Origin of the sequence: Nocardioides bruguierae (assembly GCF_023554635.1) — a bacterium.
In the GTDB taxonomy this organism is placed as follows: Bacteria; Actinomycetota; Actinomycetes; order Propionibacteriales; family Nocardioidaceae; genus Nocardioides; species Nocardioides bruguierae.
The window spans coordinates 44,001-58,667 of the sequence record NZ_JAMJPH010000018.1 but is presented as its reverse complement, the minus strand read 5'-3'; the positions used below and the strand labels follow the sequence as shown (position 1 = coordinate 58,667).

Annotated in this window: 10 protein-coding genes; 7 read left to right on the top strand and 3 right to left on the bottom strand. The window is 74.2% G+C overall.

The features are described 5' to 3' along the window. Nucleotides 1–15: 15 nt before the first annotated feature. The gene (locus tag M8316_RS09820) at nt 16–726 is read left to right on the top strand and encodes a hypothetical protein (RefSeq protein WP_250054163.1); all 711 of its coding nucleotides are present in this window, start codon (nt 16–18) and stop codon (nt 724–726) included. Continuing rightward, nucleotides 723–2,255 (top strand): CpaE/TadZ family protein, encoded by a 1,533-nt coding sequence (locus tag M8316_RS09815; RefSeq protein ID WP_250054161.1) that lies wholly within the window; start codon nt 723–725, stop codon nt 2,253–2,255. The genes M8316_RS09820 and M8316_RS09815 overlap by 4 nt, the downstream gene beginning before the upstream one ends. On the opposite strand, the gene M8316_RS09810 is transcribed toward M8316_RS09815, so the two are convergent. Both M8316_RS09810 and M8316_RS09805 read right to left on the bottom strand, forming a co-directional pair. Next, nucleotides 2,236–3,573, bottom strand: coding sequence for a hypothetical protein (locus M8316_RS09810; RefSeq protein ID WP_250054159.1), 1,338 nt, complete (start codon nt 3,571–3,573; stop codon nt 2,236–2,238). The two genes, M8316_RS09815 and M8316_RS09810, sit on opposite strands and share 20 nt — an antisense overlap. Continuing rightward, nucleotides 3,570–3,953 (bottom strand): hypothetical protein, encoded by a 384-nt coding sequence (locus M8316_RS09805; protein WP_250054157.1) that lies wholly within the window; start codon nt 3,951–3,953, stop codon nt 3,570–3,572. Before M8316_RS09805 ends, M8316_RS09810 begins: the two co-directional genes overlap by 4 nt. A 176-nt stretch (nt 3,954–4,129) precedes the next feature. On the opposite strand from M8316_RS09805, the gene M8316_RS09800 reads away from it, so the two are divergent. From M8316_RS09800 to pruA, 3 genes are all read left to right on the top strand, one after another. Further along, nucleotides 4,130–5,593, top strand: coding sequence for a WS/DGAT/MGAT family O-acyltransferase (locus tag M8316_RS09800; protein ID WP_250054155.1), 1,464 nt, complete (start codon nt 4,130–4,132; stop codon nt 5,591–5,593). Further along, complete coding sequence (locus tag M8316_RS09795; RefSeq protein WP_250054153.1) at nt 5,590–5,916, top strand: DUF6912 family protein; 327 nt, start codon at nt 5,590–5,592, stop codon at nt 5,914–5,916. The genes M8316_RS09800 and M8316_RS09795 overlap by 4 nt, the downstream gene beginning before the upstream one ends. 243 nt (nt 5,917–6,159) lie before the next feature. After that, nucleotides 6,160–7,800, top strand: a complete 1,641-nt coding sequence (pruA, locus tag M8316_RS09790) for an L-glutamate gamma-semialdehyde dehydrogenase (RefSeq protein WP_250054151.1) — start codon at nt 6,160–6,162, stop codon at nt 7,798–7,800. 81 nt (nt 7,801–7,881) lie between these two features. Here pruA and M8316_RS09785 read toward each other — a convergent pair whose 3' ends face one another. After that, a complete protein-coding gene (locus M8316_RS09785; protein WP_250054149.1) occupies nt 7,882–8,361 on the bottom strand; it encodes a DUF2505 domain-containing protein in 480 nt (159 codons plus the stop codon). A 119-nt stretch (nt 8,362–8,480) separates the two neighbouring features. Here M8316_RS09785 and M8316_RS09780 point away from each other — a divergent pair, with 119 nt between their 5' ends. Both M8316_RS09780 and M8316_RS09775 read left to right on the top strand, forming a co-directional pair. Continuing rightward, nucleotides 8,481–9,497, top strand: coding sequence for an LLM class flavin-dependent oxidoreductase (locus tag M8316_RS09780; RefSeq protein ID WP_250054147.1), 1,017 nt, complete (start codon nt 8,481–8,483; stop codon nt 9,495–9,497). 90 nt (nt 9,498–9,587) lie between these two features. Beyond that, on the top strand, nt 9,588–14,525 hold the full coding sequence (locus M8316_RS09775) for an NAD-glutamate dehydrogenase (RefSeq protein ID WP_250054145.1): 4,938 nt from the start codon (nt 9,588–9,590) through the stop codon (nt 14,523–14,525). The last annotated feature ends 142 nt before the right edge of the window (nt 14,526–14,667 follow it).

Genomic DNA, 14,667 nt, shown 5'->3' with positions numbered 1-14,667 from the left:
GGAAGGCTGCTTCCCGTGGCACTCCAGACCCCCTCCCGCGAGCACCCGACCGTCGACCCCGCGCTGCCGGCCGCGCCGCCGGCCACCCGCGCCCGCCGCCCCGGCTGGCGCGACCCGCGTCTGTGGGTCGGCGTGGCGATCGTGGCCGCGTCCGTCCTGCTGGGCGCCCGCGTCCTGGCCGCCGCCGACGACACGGTGACCGTCTGGGCCGCCGGCTCGACGGCTGCGGCCGGCTCCGCGCTGGACCCGGACGACCTGATCCCGGTGCAGGTCCGCTTCGCCGACGGCGAGGACCTGGACGCGTACTGGACCGCCGACGCCGCCCTGCCGGCCGAGGGCGTGCTCCTGCGCGACGTCGGCGCCGGCGAGCTGCTGCCCCGCGCCGCCGTGGGTGAGGGCATCGAGTCCGGCCTGGTGGACGTGCCCGTCAGCGTCGGCGGGGCGCTGCTGCCCGCGAGCGTCCGCGCCGGCGCCCGGGTCGACGTGCATCTCGCTCCGGGCACGGGGGCCACGGAGGCGGCCGTCGCCGACGCCCGCGCCGCCGGCTGGCGTCCCGGAACCCCCGTGCTCGCGGACGCGCTGGTGGTCGAGCAGTCCGGCTCCTCGGGCCTCGCCGGTGCCGAGTCGGGCCTGGTCCTCCGCGTCGAGGAGGACGAGGCGGAGCGCTGGTTCGCCCTGCGCGCCACGTTCACCGACGCCGTCGTCTCCGTGGCGGTGCGCCCGTGAACCCGCGGGTCGTGCTGGTCGCGGCCGCCGGCGCCGAGTGGGAGGACGCCGCCCTGGCCGCGCTGGACGAGCGCGCGGGCGTGGTCGTCCTCAAGCGCTGCATGGACGACGTCGAGGACCTGCTCGCCTCGGCGGCCTCCGGCCAGGCCGACTCCGCCGTGCTGGGGCTCGACGCGCACGGGCTCGACGCCGGCTCGGTCGACCAGCTGCGCCGGTACGGGGTCCGCCCGGTCGCCGTCGTCCCGACCGGCGTGGACCCCGAGTCCGCCCGGCTCCGGGCGGGCCGGGTCGGCCTGCGCCGGCTGGTGGCCGAGGCGTCCGTCGCCGACGTCGCCGACGCCGTGACGGCCCCCGAGCCGGGCGACGAGCCCGGCGACGAACCCGGCTCGGGGCCGGGGGAGCCGGGCGCCGCCCCCACGGTCGGTGGCCCGCGGCTGCCGCCCGGCCTGGACCTGGTGGCACTGGCCGCCGCGGCCCGCGAGCGTGAGGCGGCCGAGGGCGCCAGGGCCCCGGGAGACACGGGAGACCCGGGCCCGGCCCTCGACGGAGCGGCGGACGACGCCGCCGCCGGCAGGGACGACGGTGACCTGGACGACCTCGAGCGGTTGCTCGACGAGGAGCCGCCGCGCCGCGGGACGCGCCCCGGGCGACCCGGCCGCGTCGTGGCCGTCTGGGGCCCCACGGGCGCGCCGGGCCGCACCACCGTGGCCGCCGGACTGGCCACCCTCGGCGCCGCCCGGGGCACCGACACGCTCCTCGTCGACGCCGACCCCTGGGGCGGGGCCGTGGGCCAGCACCTGGGCGTGCTCGACGAGGTCTCCGGGCTGCTCGCGACGGCCCGGCTCGCCGCCGCCGGCGCGCTGCCCGAGCGGTGGCGCACCGCCGCCCGGGCGCTCTCGCCGACCCTGTCGGTGCTCACCGGGCTGCCGCGTGCCGACCGGTGGGTGGAGGTGCGGTCCGGGGTGCTCGAGCAGCTGCTCACCGCGGCCTCGACGGTCGGCGACGTGGTCGTCGACACCGGCGCCAGCCTCGAGGACGACCCCGGCGCCGAGCTGGCCGGCCGCGGTGCCCGCAACGGGACCACCCTGGCCGCGCTGGAGGCGGCGGACGAGGTCGTGGTGGTCGGGTCCGCCGACCCGGTGGGGCTCTCGCGGCTGGCCCGCGGGCTGGTCGACCTGGCCGAGGTCCGGCCGGGCGTGCGCCCGCACGTGGCCGTCAACCGGGTGCGCAGCAGCCTCGGCTGGTCCCGCGAGGAGCTGGCCGACATGGTCCGCGGGTTCGGGCACCTGTCCTCGCTGCACTTCCTGCCCGCCGACACCGAGGCGGTCGACCGGGCCCTGGTCGCAGGGCGGTCCGTGGCGGAGCAGCGCGACGCGGCCCTCACGCAGGCGCTGGCCGGGCTGGCCGACGACGCGCTGGGTGCCGCCCCCACCGGTGCGCTGACCACCGGCGCGGGAGCTCGCACGGTGGCCGGCCGGGGCGGCGCCCGTCGCCGCGCCCGAGGCCGGCTCAGGCGAGCAGCAGGCTGAGGCCACCGACGGTCAGCACGAGCATCACCAGCAGCATCGGCACCTGTCCGCGCACCGCGCGTCCGGAGGCCAGCACCCGCACGGCGCGCTCGTGCGCGGCCACGGCGGCCAGCACGTGGCCGCCCACGACCGCCAGCAGCTGCACGTTCGCCACCAGCACGGGGTGGTACTGGAGCCAGCGGTCGACGCCGAGCGTGCCGGTGCCCAGCCAGTTCGCGCCGGTGCCGAGCGGGTCGGAGGCCTGCACCAGGGTCGCCTGGCCGACGACCCACCAGAACGTCAGGTAGTGCGCCACCAGGTACCCGGCCACGAGGGGCACCGCGGCGGGCGCGAGGTAGGTGACGCCGAGGCTCCGCGCACCGAGCGCGAGCAGGGCGCCCACGAGCGCGCACAGGCCCACCAGGCCCGCGGTGCCCAGCAGCACGGCGCCGCCCGCGGTGCCGGTCACCGCCGGGTCCTGCACCAGCCGCAGCCAGGACGGGGTGTCGGAGAGCGAGTCGAACGCGGTGCTGCCCAGCAGCACCGCCACCACGGCCGGCACGCCGGGGCCGCTCGGCGCGGCGCCGAGGTTGGCCAGCGGCGAGACGACGTGCAGCCGCCCGTCGCGCACCAGCCAGGGGGAGAGCCGGGCCAGGAGCCCCGAGAACGCCTCCATCGGGTCGGCCGCGTCCAGCCAGCGGGTGCCTGCCACCACCCCGCCGAGGACCAGGACGACGACGTAGCCGGCGCACCACACGCGCACCGGCACCAGCTCGGTCGAGTGCGGGTGCACCAGCTCGAGGAAGGCGAAGGAGAGCAGCCCCAGGGCGGCCGGCCAGCGGCCGACCCAGCCCGGCAGGTCCACGAGCCCGCGCTCGGCGTCGGTGCCGGAGGCCCGGGCCAGGAGCTCCACCAGCGTGCGCAGCGGGCTGATCGCCCGCCACACCGGCCCGAGCAGCAGCGAGGCCAGCGGGACGCCGACCCACCACCACACGTAGACCATCCCGAAGAGGGGGTTGGTGAGCTGGTCGGGCCCGCCGAAGGCGGCCAGCGCCGCCCACGCCAGCCCGAGCATCCCGAGGCCGCGCAGCCCCCACCGCCAGGCGGGGGAGGCGACCAGCGTCGCGAGCGGGCGCGGGGCCGGCGTCCCGACGCGGGTGGGGTGCCAGCGTGGGGTGCGCCAGGCCCGCGCGAGCACCACGAAGGACGCCAGCAGCGCCAGCGCGCCGCCCAGCACGGCCAGGCCGGCGGGCAGCGGCAGGTCCTGGGTGCCGCCGAGGCCGTGGGCGGTGACGGTCAGCGGGGAGCCGGGAAGCAGGGAGCGGGGGAGCAGGGTCACCGCACCTCGAGCTGCACGATGGTCTGCTCCAGCGAGTGCGACTCGATCTCGACGACGCCCGGCATGGTGATCACGACCTCCTGCTCGCTCTCACCGGCAGGGTAGTCGAGGTGCTGCTGGGGCTCGGCGTGCACGTGCAGCTCGCCGGCCTCGTCGGCGTCCACCTCCAGCACCACCGTCTGGCCGCGCTCGACCACGACCCGGTCGCCGTTCGGCTCGACCGAGTCCGCGGTGATCCGCACGCTGACGACCTCGGGTGCCAGGTCGGAGGTGTTCACGGGTGCCGACCAGCCCTCACCGCAGCCGGACAGCCCGCCGACCAGCCCGACCAGCAGCGGGAGCGCGAGGAGGGCGGCGTGGCGGTGGCGGAGAGCTGGCATCGTGGGTGTCCTGGGTCCTTCGACGGTGCGCCGCGGCGCTCAGGGGTGGCCGGGCTCTGACAGAATCGCACGCAGCCACCGACCGGTGAGAACCACCGGGGCGGCTGCGGTGCTCGTCCTCACCCATCGGTGGACGGGCCCGCGAACCGAGGACCGCTGGAGAAGGGATGCCCCCCGTGCCCGACCGGCTCCGCGCCCGCGACCTCGCCCTCCTGGCGGGGGAGACGTCGTCGACCCCACGCCACCACGCCACCGTGCAGGTGGTCGAGCCGGGGGAGGGCGGGCTGGACTACGAGCGGCTGCTGGCCCTGGTCTCCGAGCGGATCAGCTTCGTGCCCCGCTACCGGCAGCGGGTGCAGCGCGTGCCCGGCATGCTGGCCAACCCGATGTGGGTCGACGACCCGCACTTCGACCTCGGCTACCACGTGCGCCGCTCGGCGGTGCCGCGCCCGGGCACCCAGGACCAGCTGCGCGACCTCGTCGCCCGCATCGTCTCCCGCCCGCTGGACCGCTCCAAGCCGCTGTGGGAGTTCTACGTCGTCGAGGGCCTCGAGGACGGCAGGGTGGCGCTGCTGAGCAAGAGCCACCAGGCCCTCGTCGACGGCGTGACCACCGTCGACCTCGGGCAGGTGCTGCTCGACCCCGACCCCGAGCACCGCGACCTCGGCGGCGACGAGTGGCGCCCCGCGCCCCGCCGCAGCGCCGTCTCGCTGGTGCGCGAGGCCGTCACCGACAACCTGCTCGACGCCCGCACCCTGGTGCAGACGCTCCAGTCGCGGGTCGACGACGCCGGCCGCGCCCTGGAGACCGGCCTCCAGCGCAGCGGCGTGCTCCTGGACGCCGTCACCGCCGGCCGCCCCGACCGGGAGACGGCGATCAGCGGCCGGCACTCCTCCCAGCGTCGCGTGGTGCCGGTCTTCACCGACCTCGCCGACTACCGCCTCGTCCGCGAGGTGCACGGCGGCACCGTCAACGACGTCGTGCTGGCCACGGTCACCGGGGCGCTGCGCTCGTGGCTGATGACGCGGCACGAGTCCCTGGGCGGCCTGCGCCGCGTGCGGGCGCTCGCGCCGGTCTCGGTGATCGACGAGGAGATGGAGGCGACCATCCTCGGCTCCCAGATCGCCCCGCACTACGTCGACCTGCCCGTGGGCGAGCCCTCGCCCGTCGTCCGCCTGCACCAGGTCTCCTACTCCTTCACCGCCCACCACGAGACGGGACGCGGCGTGGCGGCCGAGCGGCTCGCCGGGCTGTCCGGCTTCGCGCCCACGACCTTCCACGCCGTGGCCGGCCGCGTGGCCGCGGGGGAGCCGCAGCGGGGCTTCCAGATCGCCGTGACCAACGTGCCCGGGCCGCAGTCCCCGCTCTACGCCGCGGGTGCCCGGATGGTCGCGACGTACCCGGTGCCGCCGCTGCTGCCGCACCACCTGGTGGCCGTCGGTGTGACCTCCTACGACGGGCAGGTCGCCTACGGGATCACCGCGGACCGCGACCACGTGCCCGACGCCGACGTGCTGGGCCAGTGCCTGACCGAGGCGCTGGCCGAGCTGGTCGACACCGCGACCGGTCTGCGGCCCCGGGCCCCCCGCGGGCGTCGGCCCAGCCGCGGCAAGGCCACCACCGAGAAGGAGAAGAAGTGAGCGTGCGCGTCTACGTGCCGGGCAGCTACGAGCTGCTGCGCCAGTGGCACGAGACCGGCCAGGTGCCGACCGAGGGAGCCCTCGTGGCGGCCGACGACGGCGAGGAGGCCGAGTACGGCGCCCTCATGGGGGCGGCGGACGCCTCCGCCGAGCTGGCCGGGGACGACCGCCGCCGGGTCGTCGTGGTCGCCGAGGTCGCCTCCGAGGGCGAGGTGGCCGCGATGCGCCAGGTCGCGGCCGTGCACGTCGACACCGAGCCGTACGCCGACCTGGACGACGAGCTGCTGTGGTACGCCACGCAGGAGGTCGAGCACCTGCTCTGAGGCGGCGTGCTGCGGCGTCCCGCCGTGATCTGCACCGACCGGGGGATGTGCCCTCGCCGCTTGGCCTCGCTACGGTCGAAGCCGGCCTGGACCTCGGGCCGGCTCGCGCCCGGGTGCGCACGACCTGGTGTCAGACGTCTGACGCCGCCCGCGTGAGTGTGTGACATCTGTCCGATGTGGCCGCGACGTCCACGCTCCTAGCGTGGGACCAGACCGCCGGCCCACCACTGGAGAGGACCGCCCATGGACGCCATCAGCTTTCCCCCGGCCCCGCTGAACGAGCCCAACCTGCACTACGCCCCCGGCAGCCCCGAGCGCGCTGAGCTGTCCGCGGCGATCGAGGAGCTCCAGGCCGCCGGCCCCCGTGAGCTCCCCGCCTACATCGGCGGCGAGTGGGTCACCGGCGGCGGTGCCGAGATCAAGGTCGTGCAGCCGCACGCCCACGCCAAGGTGCTCGGCACCCTGCGCAACACCACCAAGGACGAGGCGCAGAAGGCCGTCGACGCCGCGCTGACCGCCGGCCCGGCCTGGCGCGACATGCCCTTCGACGAGCGCTGCGCGATCCTGCTCAAGGCCGCCGACCTGCTCGCCGGCCCGTGGCGCCAGAAGCTCAACGCCGCCACCGTGCTGGGTCAGAGCAAGACCGCCTTCCAGGCCGAGATCGACTCCGCGTGCGAGCTCATCGACTTCTGGCGCTACAACGTCCACTACGCCAAGCAGATCCTCACCGACCAGCCCATCGCCAACAGCAAGGGCGTGTGGAACCGGACGGACCACCGTCCGCTCGAGGGCTTCGTCTACGCGATCACGCCGTTCAACTTCACGGCCATCGCCGGCAACCTGCCCACGGCTCCGGCGCTCATGGGCAACACCGTCATCTGGAAGCCCTCGCCGACCCAGCAGCTCGCCGCGTCCCTGACGATGGAGCTGCTCGAGGAGGCCGGCATGCCCCCGGGCGTCATCAACATGCTGCCCGGCGACGGCCTCGACGTCTCCGACGTGGTGCTCTCCAGCCCCGACCTGGCCGGCATCCACTTCACCGGCTCGACCCCGACCTTCCAGCACCTGTGGAAGCAGGTCGGCGAGAACATCTCGGGCTACAAGTCCTACCCGCGCATCGTCGGCGAGACCGGCGGCAAGGACTTCATCGTGGCTCACCCCTCGGCCCAGAAGGACGTCGTGCGCACCGCCATGGTCCGCGGCGCGTTCGAGTTCTCCGGCCAGAAGTGCTCCGCCGCGTCCCGCGCCTACGTGCCCGCCTCGCTGTGGGCCGAGATGAAGGACGAGCTGGTCGCCGAGGTCGAGGGCATCGCCATGGGCGACCCGACCGACTTCTCCAACTTCCTGGGCGCCGTCATCGACGACCGGGCCTTCGCCAAGCACGAGGCGGCCATCGCCCGTGCCCGGTCCACCGAGGGCCTCGAGGTCGTGGCCGGCGGGCAGACGGACGACTCGGTCGGCTACTTCGTCCGCCCGACCGTCATCACCGTCGAGGACCCCGACGACGAGATCTTCTCCACCGAGTACTTCGGGCCGATCCTCGCCGTCCACGTCTACGACGACTCGGCGCCGCACGCCTTCGAGACCATCGTCGGCCAGCTGGAGTCGGTGGCGCCCTACGCCCTGACCGGCGCGGTCATCTCCCAGGACCGCCAGGCCATCGCCTGGGCCAGCGACGCGCTCCGCTTCGCCGCGGGCAACTTCTACGTCAACGACAAGCCCACCGGCGCCGTCGTCGGCCAGCAGCCCTTCGGCGGCGGCCGCGCGTCGGGCACCAACGACAAGGCCGGCGCCGCGGTCAACCTGCTGCGCTGGACGAGCCCGCGCTCCATCAAGGAGACCTTCGTGCCGCCGACGGACTACCGCTACCCCTACATGGGCTGAGCGTCCTGTCACGCACCGCGCCCCCGTCGTCCCCTCAGCACAGGTGGACGACGGGGGCGCTGTTCGTGTCGGGGGTGCTGCTCAGGAGGAGAGGCGGGCGCAGCCGACCTTCTCCTCCTTGTTGAGCGCCTTGACCAGCATGTCGGCGATGAGCTTCTCGACCTTGCCGCCGACCAGCGGGATGCGGACGCTCACGTCCAGCTCGACGTCCTCGGTGATCGAGGCGCCGTCCTCGACCAGCGTGGCGGTGCCGCGGATCTCGCCCGGCTTGCCGGGGATGACGACCTCGACGTCGGCGTAGACGCCGCGCCAGGTCTCGGTCTGGATGATGGTGATCTCCTCGCCGACGAGCTTGGTGGCGAACGACGGCAGCCCGGCCGCGCCCTGCACCTGCTCGACGCGGACGACGGTCGCCTCCGCGTCCTCGGTGACGCTGACGTCGTGGCGCAGCACGCGCTGGGCCTCGCAGACCTCCTCGCGGAAGCCCTTGTCCAGCACCATCGCGCGGACCGTCTCCATGTCGCCGTTGTAGGTCATCGAGTGGGAGATGTGCGTCGTCATGGGCGCATCCTCCCCCACCGGCGATCGAGGTGTGAGGAGTCCTGGCGACGAGCCTCGAGATCGCCGCACCCGACCACCGCCCCCGGGATTATTGAAGCCTCAACGTTGTTGGGAGAGACATGAAGAAGATCGGGTTCCTGTCCTTCGGGCACTGGACGCCGTCGCCGCAGTCCCGGACGCGGTCGGCCGCCGATGCCCTCACCCAGTCCGTCGACCTCGCGGTCGCCGCCGAGGAGCTGGGCGTGGACGGCGCGTACTTCCGCGTCCACCACTTCGCCCGTCAGCTCGCCTCGCCGTTCCCGCTCCTGGCCGCGGCCGGCGCGAAGACGTCGACGATCGAGCTCGGCACCGGCGTCATCGACATGCGTTACGAGAACCCGCTCTACATGGCGGAGGACGCCGGCGCGGCCGACCTGCTCTCCGGCGAGCGGCTCCAGCTCGGCATCTCCCGGGGCAGCCCGGAGCAGGTGATCGACGGCTACCGGTACTTCGGCTACCAGCCGAGCGAGGGGTCCGACCACGCCGACATGGCCCGCCAGCACACCGAGGTGTTCCTCCAGGTGCTCGAGGGCCAGGGGTTCGCCGAGCCGAACCCGCGGCCGATGTTCCCCAACCCGCCCGGCCTGCTGCGCGTCGAGCCGCACAGCCCGGGCCTGCGCCGGCGCATCTGGTGGGGCGCGGGCACTCGCGCCACGGCCGAGTGGACCGCCCGGCAGGGCATGAACCTGATGTCCTCGACCCTGCTCTCGGAGGACACCGGCGTGCCCTTCCACGCCCTCCAGGCCGAGCAGATCGAGCGGTTCCGCAAGGCGTGGGCGGACGCCGGCCACGACTGGACGCCGCGCACCTCGGTCAGCCGCAGCATCTTCCCGATCGTCGACGAGACCGACGCCGCCTACTTCGGCACCGGCTCCTCGAAGGACCAGGTCGGCATGCTCGAGGGCGTCCGCTCCCGCTTCGGCAAGACCTACGCCGGCGAGCCGGACAAGCTCATCGAGGAGCTGCGCGAGGACGAGGCCATCGCCACCGCCGACACGCTGCTCATCACGGTGCCCAACCAGCTCGGCGTGGAGTACAACGCGCACGTGCTGGAGTCGCTGATGACCCACGTCGCGCCGGCCCTCGGCTGGCGCTGACCAGGTGGTGACCCACCCGTCCGGGCAAGAGTGACGCAAGCCCGGGCGGGTGGTGTTGGCGGGCACGCGCAGGGCCCCTAGTGTCGGAGTGTGTCAACGGCGACGCAGACCTCAGACCAGGGCAAGTCCGACCTCCTCGCGCGGGCCACCGAGCTCGCCTGCGCGGGCAAGGGCACGGGCGGGCCACCGCACGAGACCGTGGGCGCGCTGCTGCGCGCGTACTTCCGCTACGTGGCTCCCGAGGACCTCGGGGAACGCAGTGACGCCGACGTCTTCGGCGCCCTCGCCAGCCACCACCGGCTGGCCGCGCGACGCAGCGAGGGCGAGGCGCGGATCCGCGTCCTGACCCCCACGCTGGCCGAGCAGGGATGGTCCGCCGGCGGGCACAGCGTGGTCGAGATCGTCACCGACGACATGCCCTTCCTGGTCGACTCCGTGACCATGGAGCTGGCCCGCCAGCTGCGGGACGTCCACCTCGTCGTCCACCCCCACTTCGACGTCCGCCGGGACGACGCGGGCACGCTGCTCGAGGTCGTGCCGGTCGCCGACAGCGGCCGTGCGCCCGACGACGGCTGGCAGCGCGAGTCCTGGATGCACCTGGAGATCGACCGGGTGCCCGAGAACGACCCCGACGAGGGCGCCGGCGCGATCGTCGCCCAGCTCCAGCGGGTGCTGCGCGACGTGCGGCTCTCCGTGGAGGACTGGGGCGCGAGCCGCGCACGGCTGCGCGACCTGGCCTTCACCCTGCGCGAGCAGCCGCCGACCGGCATCGACGCCGACGAGGTCCGCCAGGCCACCGACCTGCTCGACTGGCTCACCGAGGACCACTTCACCTTCCTCGGCGCCCGCGACTACGACCTCGACGTCGTGGACGGCGAGGACGTGCTGCGTGCCGTCGACGGCAGTGGCCTCGGCATCCTGCGCGCCGACGAGGACCGGAGCACCAGCTTCGCGCGGATGCCCGGCCCGGTGCGCGCCAAGGCCCGCGAGAAGACCCTGCTGGTGCTGGCCAAGGCCAACTCCCGCGCCACGGTCCACCGCCCCGCCTACCTCGACTACGTCGGGGTGAAGACCTTCGACGAGGCCGGCAACGTCACCGGCGAGCGCCGCTTCCTGGGCCTGTTCTCCTCCAGCGCCTACGCGGAGTCGCTGATGCGCGTGCCGCTGCTGCGCGACAAGGCCGAGGAGGTGCTGCGGCGCAGCGGCTTCGACCCGCGCTCCTACGCCGGTCGCGCGCTCATGGACACCCTCGAGAGCTACCCGCGCGACGAGCTGTTCCACACCCCGGTCGCCGAGCTCGCCTCGATGGCGACCACCGCCATGCACGCCCGCGAGCGGCGCTCGGTGCGCGCCATCACGCGCGCCGACACCTACGGGCGCTACGTCAGCGTGCTCGTCTACCTGCCGCGCGACCGGTACAACACCGCCGTCCGCGAGCGGTTCAGCCAGATCCTGCTCGACCAGCTGGGCGGCTCGAGCGTCGAGTTCACCGTGCGCATCCACGAGTCGACCACGGCCCGGGTGCACTTCGTGGTGCACCTGCCGCAGGGCGAGCACGACCCCACGGTGACCGGCACGCTGCGCGTCCTGGACCCCGCGGACCTCGAGCGTCGGCTGGTCGACGCCTCGCGCTCGTGGCGCGACGACTTCGTGGCCGCCGTCCTGGCCGAGCACGGCGAGCACGCCGGCTCCCGCCTCGTCCGTCGCTACGGCGACGCCTTCCCCGAGGCCTACAAGGAGGACTTCTCCCCGCGGACGGCGGCGGTCGACCTCGGTCGCCTCGAGGAGGTGCGCGCGGCCAACGCCGCCGCGGGCGTGAGCCAGGGCCTCGACCTGGCGCTGTACGAGCGCCTGGACGCCGGCCGTGGCGAGGTGCGGCTGAAGGTCTTCCGGGTCGGCCCCGGGCTCTCGCTCTCGCGGGTGCTGCCGATGCTCTCGTCGCTGGGCGTCGAGGTCGTCGACGAGCGGCCCTACGAGCTGGACGACCTGGACGAGCCGACCTACGTCTACGAGTTCGGCCTGCGCTACGGCGCCGAGCTGCCGGAGTCGGCCAAGACCCTGGTGACCGACGCGCTGCGCGCGATCTGGGACCGGCACGCCGAGACGGACGGGTTCAACCGCCTCGTCCTGGCCGCCGGTCTGACGTGGCGCGAGGTGGCGATCCTGCGCGCCTACGCCAAGTACATGCGTCAGGGCGGGTCGCCGTTCGGCGGCGACACGATCCAGGAGGCGCTCGCGGTCAACGTGGACATCACGCGCCTGCTGGTGCGGCTGTTCACCTGCCGGTTCGAGCCGAGCGAGGCCGGCGGGCCGAGCCCCGACAAGCGCGAGCACACCGCCCGCACGATCGCGGGGCACGTGGAGCGGGCGCTGGACGACGTGGTCAGCCTTGACCACGACCGCATCCTGCGCTCCTACCTGACCCACGTGCAGGCGACCCTGCGCACCAACTACTTCCAGACCGACGAGGACGGTCGGCCGAAGAGCTACCTGTCCCTGAAGCTGGAGCCGAAGGCGATCCCGGACCTGCCGCAGCCGCGGCCGCGGTTCGAGATCTTCGTGTACTCCCCGCGGGTGGAGGGCGTGCACCTGCGGTTCGGGCCGGTCGCCCGCGGTGGCCTGCGCTGGTCGGACCGACGCGACGACTTCCGCACCGAGGTCCTCGGCCTGGTGAAGGCGCAGATGGTGAAGAACACCGTCATCGTCCCGGTGGGCGCGAAGGGCGGCTTCTACGCCAAGGACCTGCCCGACCCGTCCGTCGACCGCGACGCCTGGATGGCCGAGGGCAAGGCCGCCTACCGCACCTTCATCTCCGGCCTGCTCGACATCACCGACAACCTGGTCGACGGCGCCACCGTGCCGCCCCCGCGGGTGGTGCGCCACGACGGTGACGACTCCTACCTGGTGGTCGCGGCCGACAAGGGCACCGCGACCTTCTCCGACATCGCCAACGGCGTGGCGCAGGACTACGGCTTCTGGCTGGGCGACGCGTTCGCCTCCGGCGGCTCGGTGGGCTACGACCACAAGGCCATGGGCATCACCGCCCGCGGCGCCTGGGTCTCGGTGCAGCGGCACTTCCGCGAGCGCGGCGTCGACTGCCAGCGCGAGGACTTCACCGCCGTCGGCGTGGGCGACATGTCCGGCGACGTCTTCGGCAACGGCATGCTGCTCTCCGAGCACACGCGGCTGGTGGCCGCCTTCGACCACCGCGACGTCTTCCTGGACCCCCACCCCGACGCGGCCGTCTCCTACGCCGAGCGCAAGCGGCTCTTCGAGCTGCCCCGCTCCAGCTGGCGCGACTACGACGCCTCCCTCATCTCCGAGGGCGGCGGCGTCTTCTCCCGCCAGGCCAAGTCGGTGCCGGTCTCGGCCCAGGTCAGGGCCCTGCTCGGGCTCGCGGACGACGTCACCCACCTCGCTCCCAACGACCTGCTGCGCGCCATCCTCACCGCGGACGTCGACCTGCTGTGGAACGGCGGCATCGGCACCTACGTGAAGGCCTCCACGGAGTCGCACGCCGACGCCGGCGACAAGGCCAACGACGCGATCCGCGTCGACGGCCGCGAGCTGCGGGCCAAGATCGTCGGCGAGGGCGGCAACCTGGGTCTCACCCAGGCCGGCCGCATCGAGTACGCCCGTGCCGGCGGGGCGATCAACACCGACTTCATCGACAACTCCGCGGGCGTGGACACCTCCGACCACGAGGTGAACATCAAGATCCTGCTCGACCGGGTGGTCGCCGACGGCGACCTGACCGGCAAGCAGCGCAACCAGCTGCTCGCGCAGATGACCGACGAGGTCGCGTCCCTGGTGCTGCGCGACAACCGCGAGCAGAACCTCGCGCTGGCCAACTCGCTGCTCGGGGCCCCGGCCCTGGTCAACGTCCACGAGGACCAGATGCTCCGGCTCGAGGACGACGGCGTGCTCTCCCGCGAGGTGGAGGGCCTGCCGACCACGGCCGAGGTGCAGCGCCGCGCGGAGAACAACGAGGGGCTCACCGCCCCCGAGCTCTCCGTGCTGCTCGCCTGGACCAAGATCGTGCTCGCCGAGGACCTGCTGGCCTCCGGAGTCGCGGACGAGGACTTCCTGCACCGCGGCCTGCCCGGCTACTTCCCGAGCGCGATGCGGGAGAAGTTCACCGACGCCATCGCCACCCACCCGCTGCGCCGCGAGATCGTGGTGACGCAGGTGGTCAACGAGGTGGTCAACGCCGCCGGCATCACCTTCGTGCACCGGCTCACCGCCGAGACCGGCGCCACCGTGCCCGAGCTCGTCGTGGCGATGCTCGTGGCCGAGGAGGTCGTCGGCAGCCGCGCGCTGGTCGACGGGGTGCGGGCGCTGGACTTCACGGTGGACGCCGGCCTGCAGACGCGGCTGCGGATCGAGCTGCGCACCCTCGTCGAGCGGACCACCCGCTGGCTCGTCGGCCAGCACCGGGTCGGCGAGGGCGGCGGGGGAGCCGAGGCCGTGGTGGCGGGGCTGGCCGAGCCCGTCCGCGCGACCATGGCCGCGCTGCCCGAGCTGGTCAGCGGCCACGTCCGCACCAGCTGCGAGGAGCACCTGTCCCGCTTGACCGAGGCGGGCGTCCCCGACGAGCTGGCCCGCTCGCTGTCGGTGCTCGGGCCGGCCGCCGCCGTCCCGGCCCTGGTGGAGCTGGCGCTGGAGCAGGAGCGCGACCCGGCCGAGGTGACCCGGGTCTGGTTCGCGCTGGCCGAGCGGCTGGGACTCTCCAGCCTGGAGCAGCGCATCCTCGCCCTGCCGCGGCACGACCGGTGGCAGTCCATGGCGCGCGCCGCGCTGCGCGAGGACCTCGCCGGCGTCCACCTCCAGCTCACGGCGCAGGTGCTGGCCGCCTCCGACGACGGTCGCTCGGCCGACGAGCGGGTCGAGGCCTGGCGCGCCGGCCGGGAGGGGCTCGTCGACCGGGCCTCCTCGACCGTCACCCAGCTCTGCGCGGAGGAGGGCGCCGACCTGGCGCGCCTCTCGGTGGGCCTGCGCACGGTCCGCTCGCTCACCGCCGCCCGCTGACCCCGCCCCTCCCACCGCCGAGTCGGCAGTGAGTTGCTGCCGACTCGGCGGTGAGTCGGCAGCAACTTTCACGGGGTTCCCTCGCAGATGTAGGGATGCGCTTTATCGTTCGCGGGTGTCGGAGGGCGGGCCTAGGCTCGTT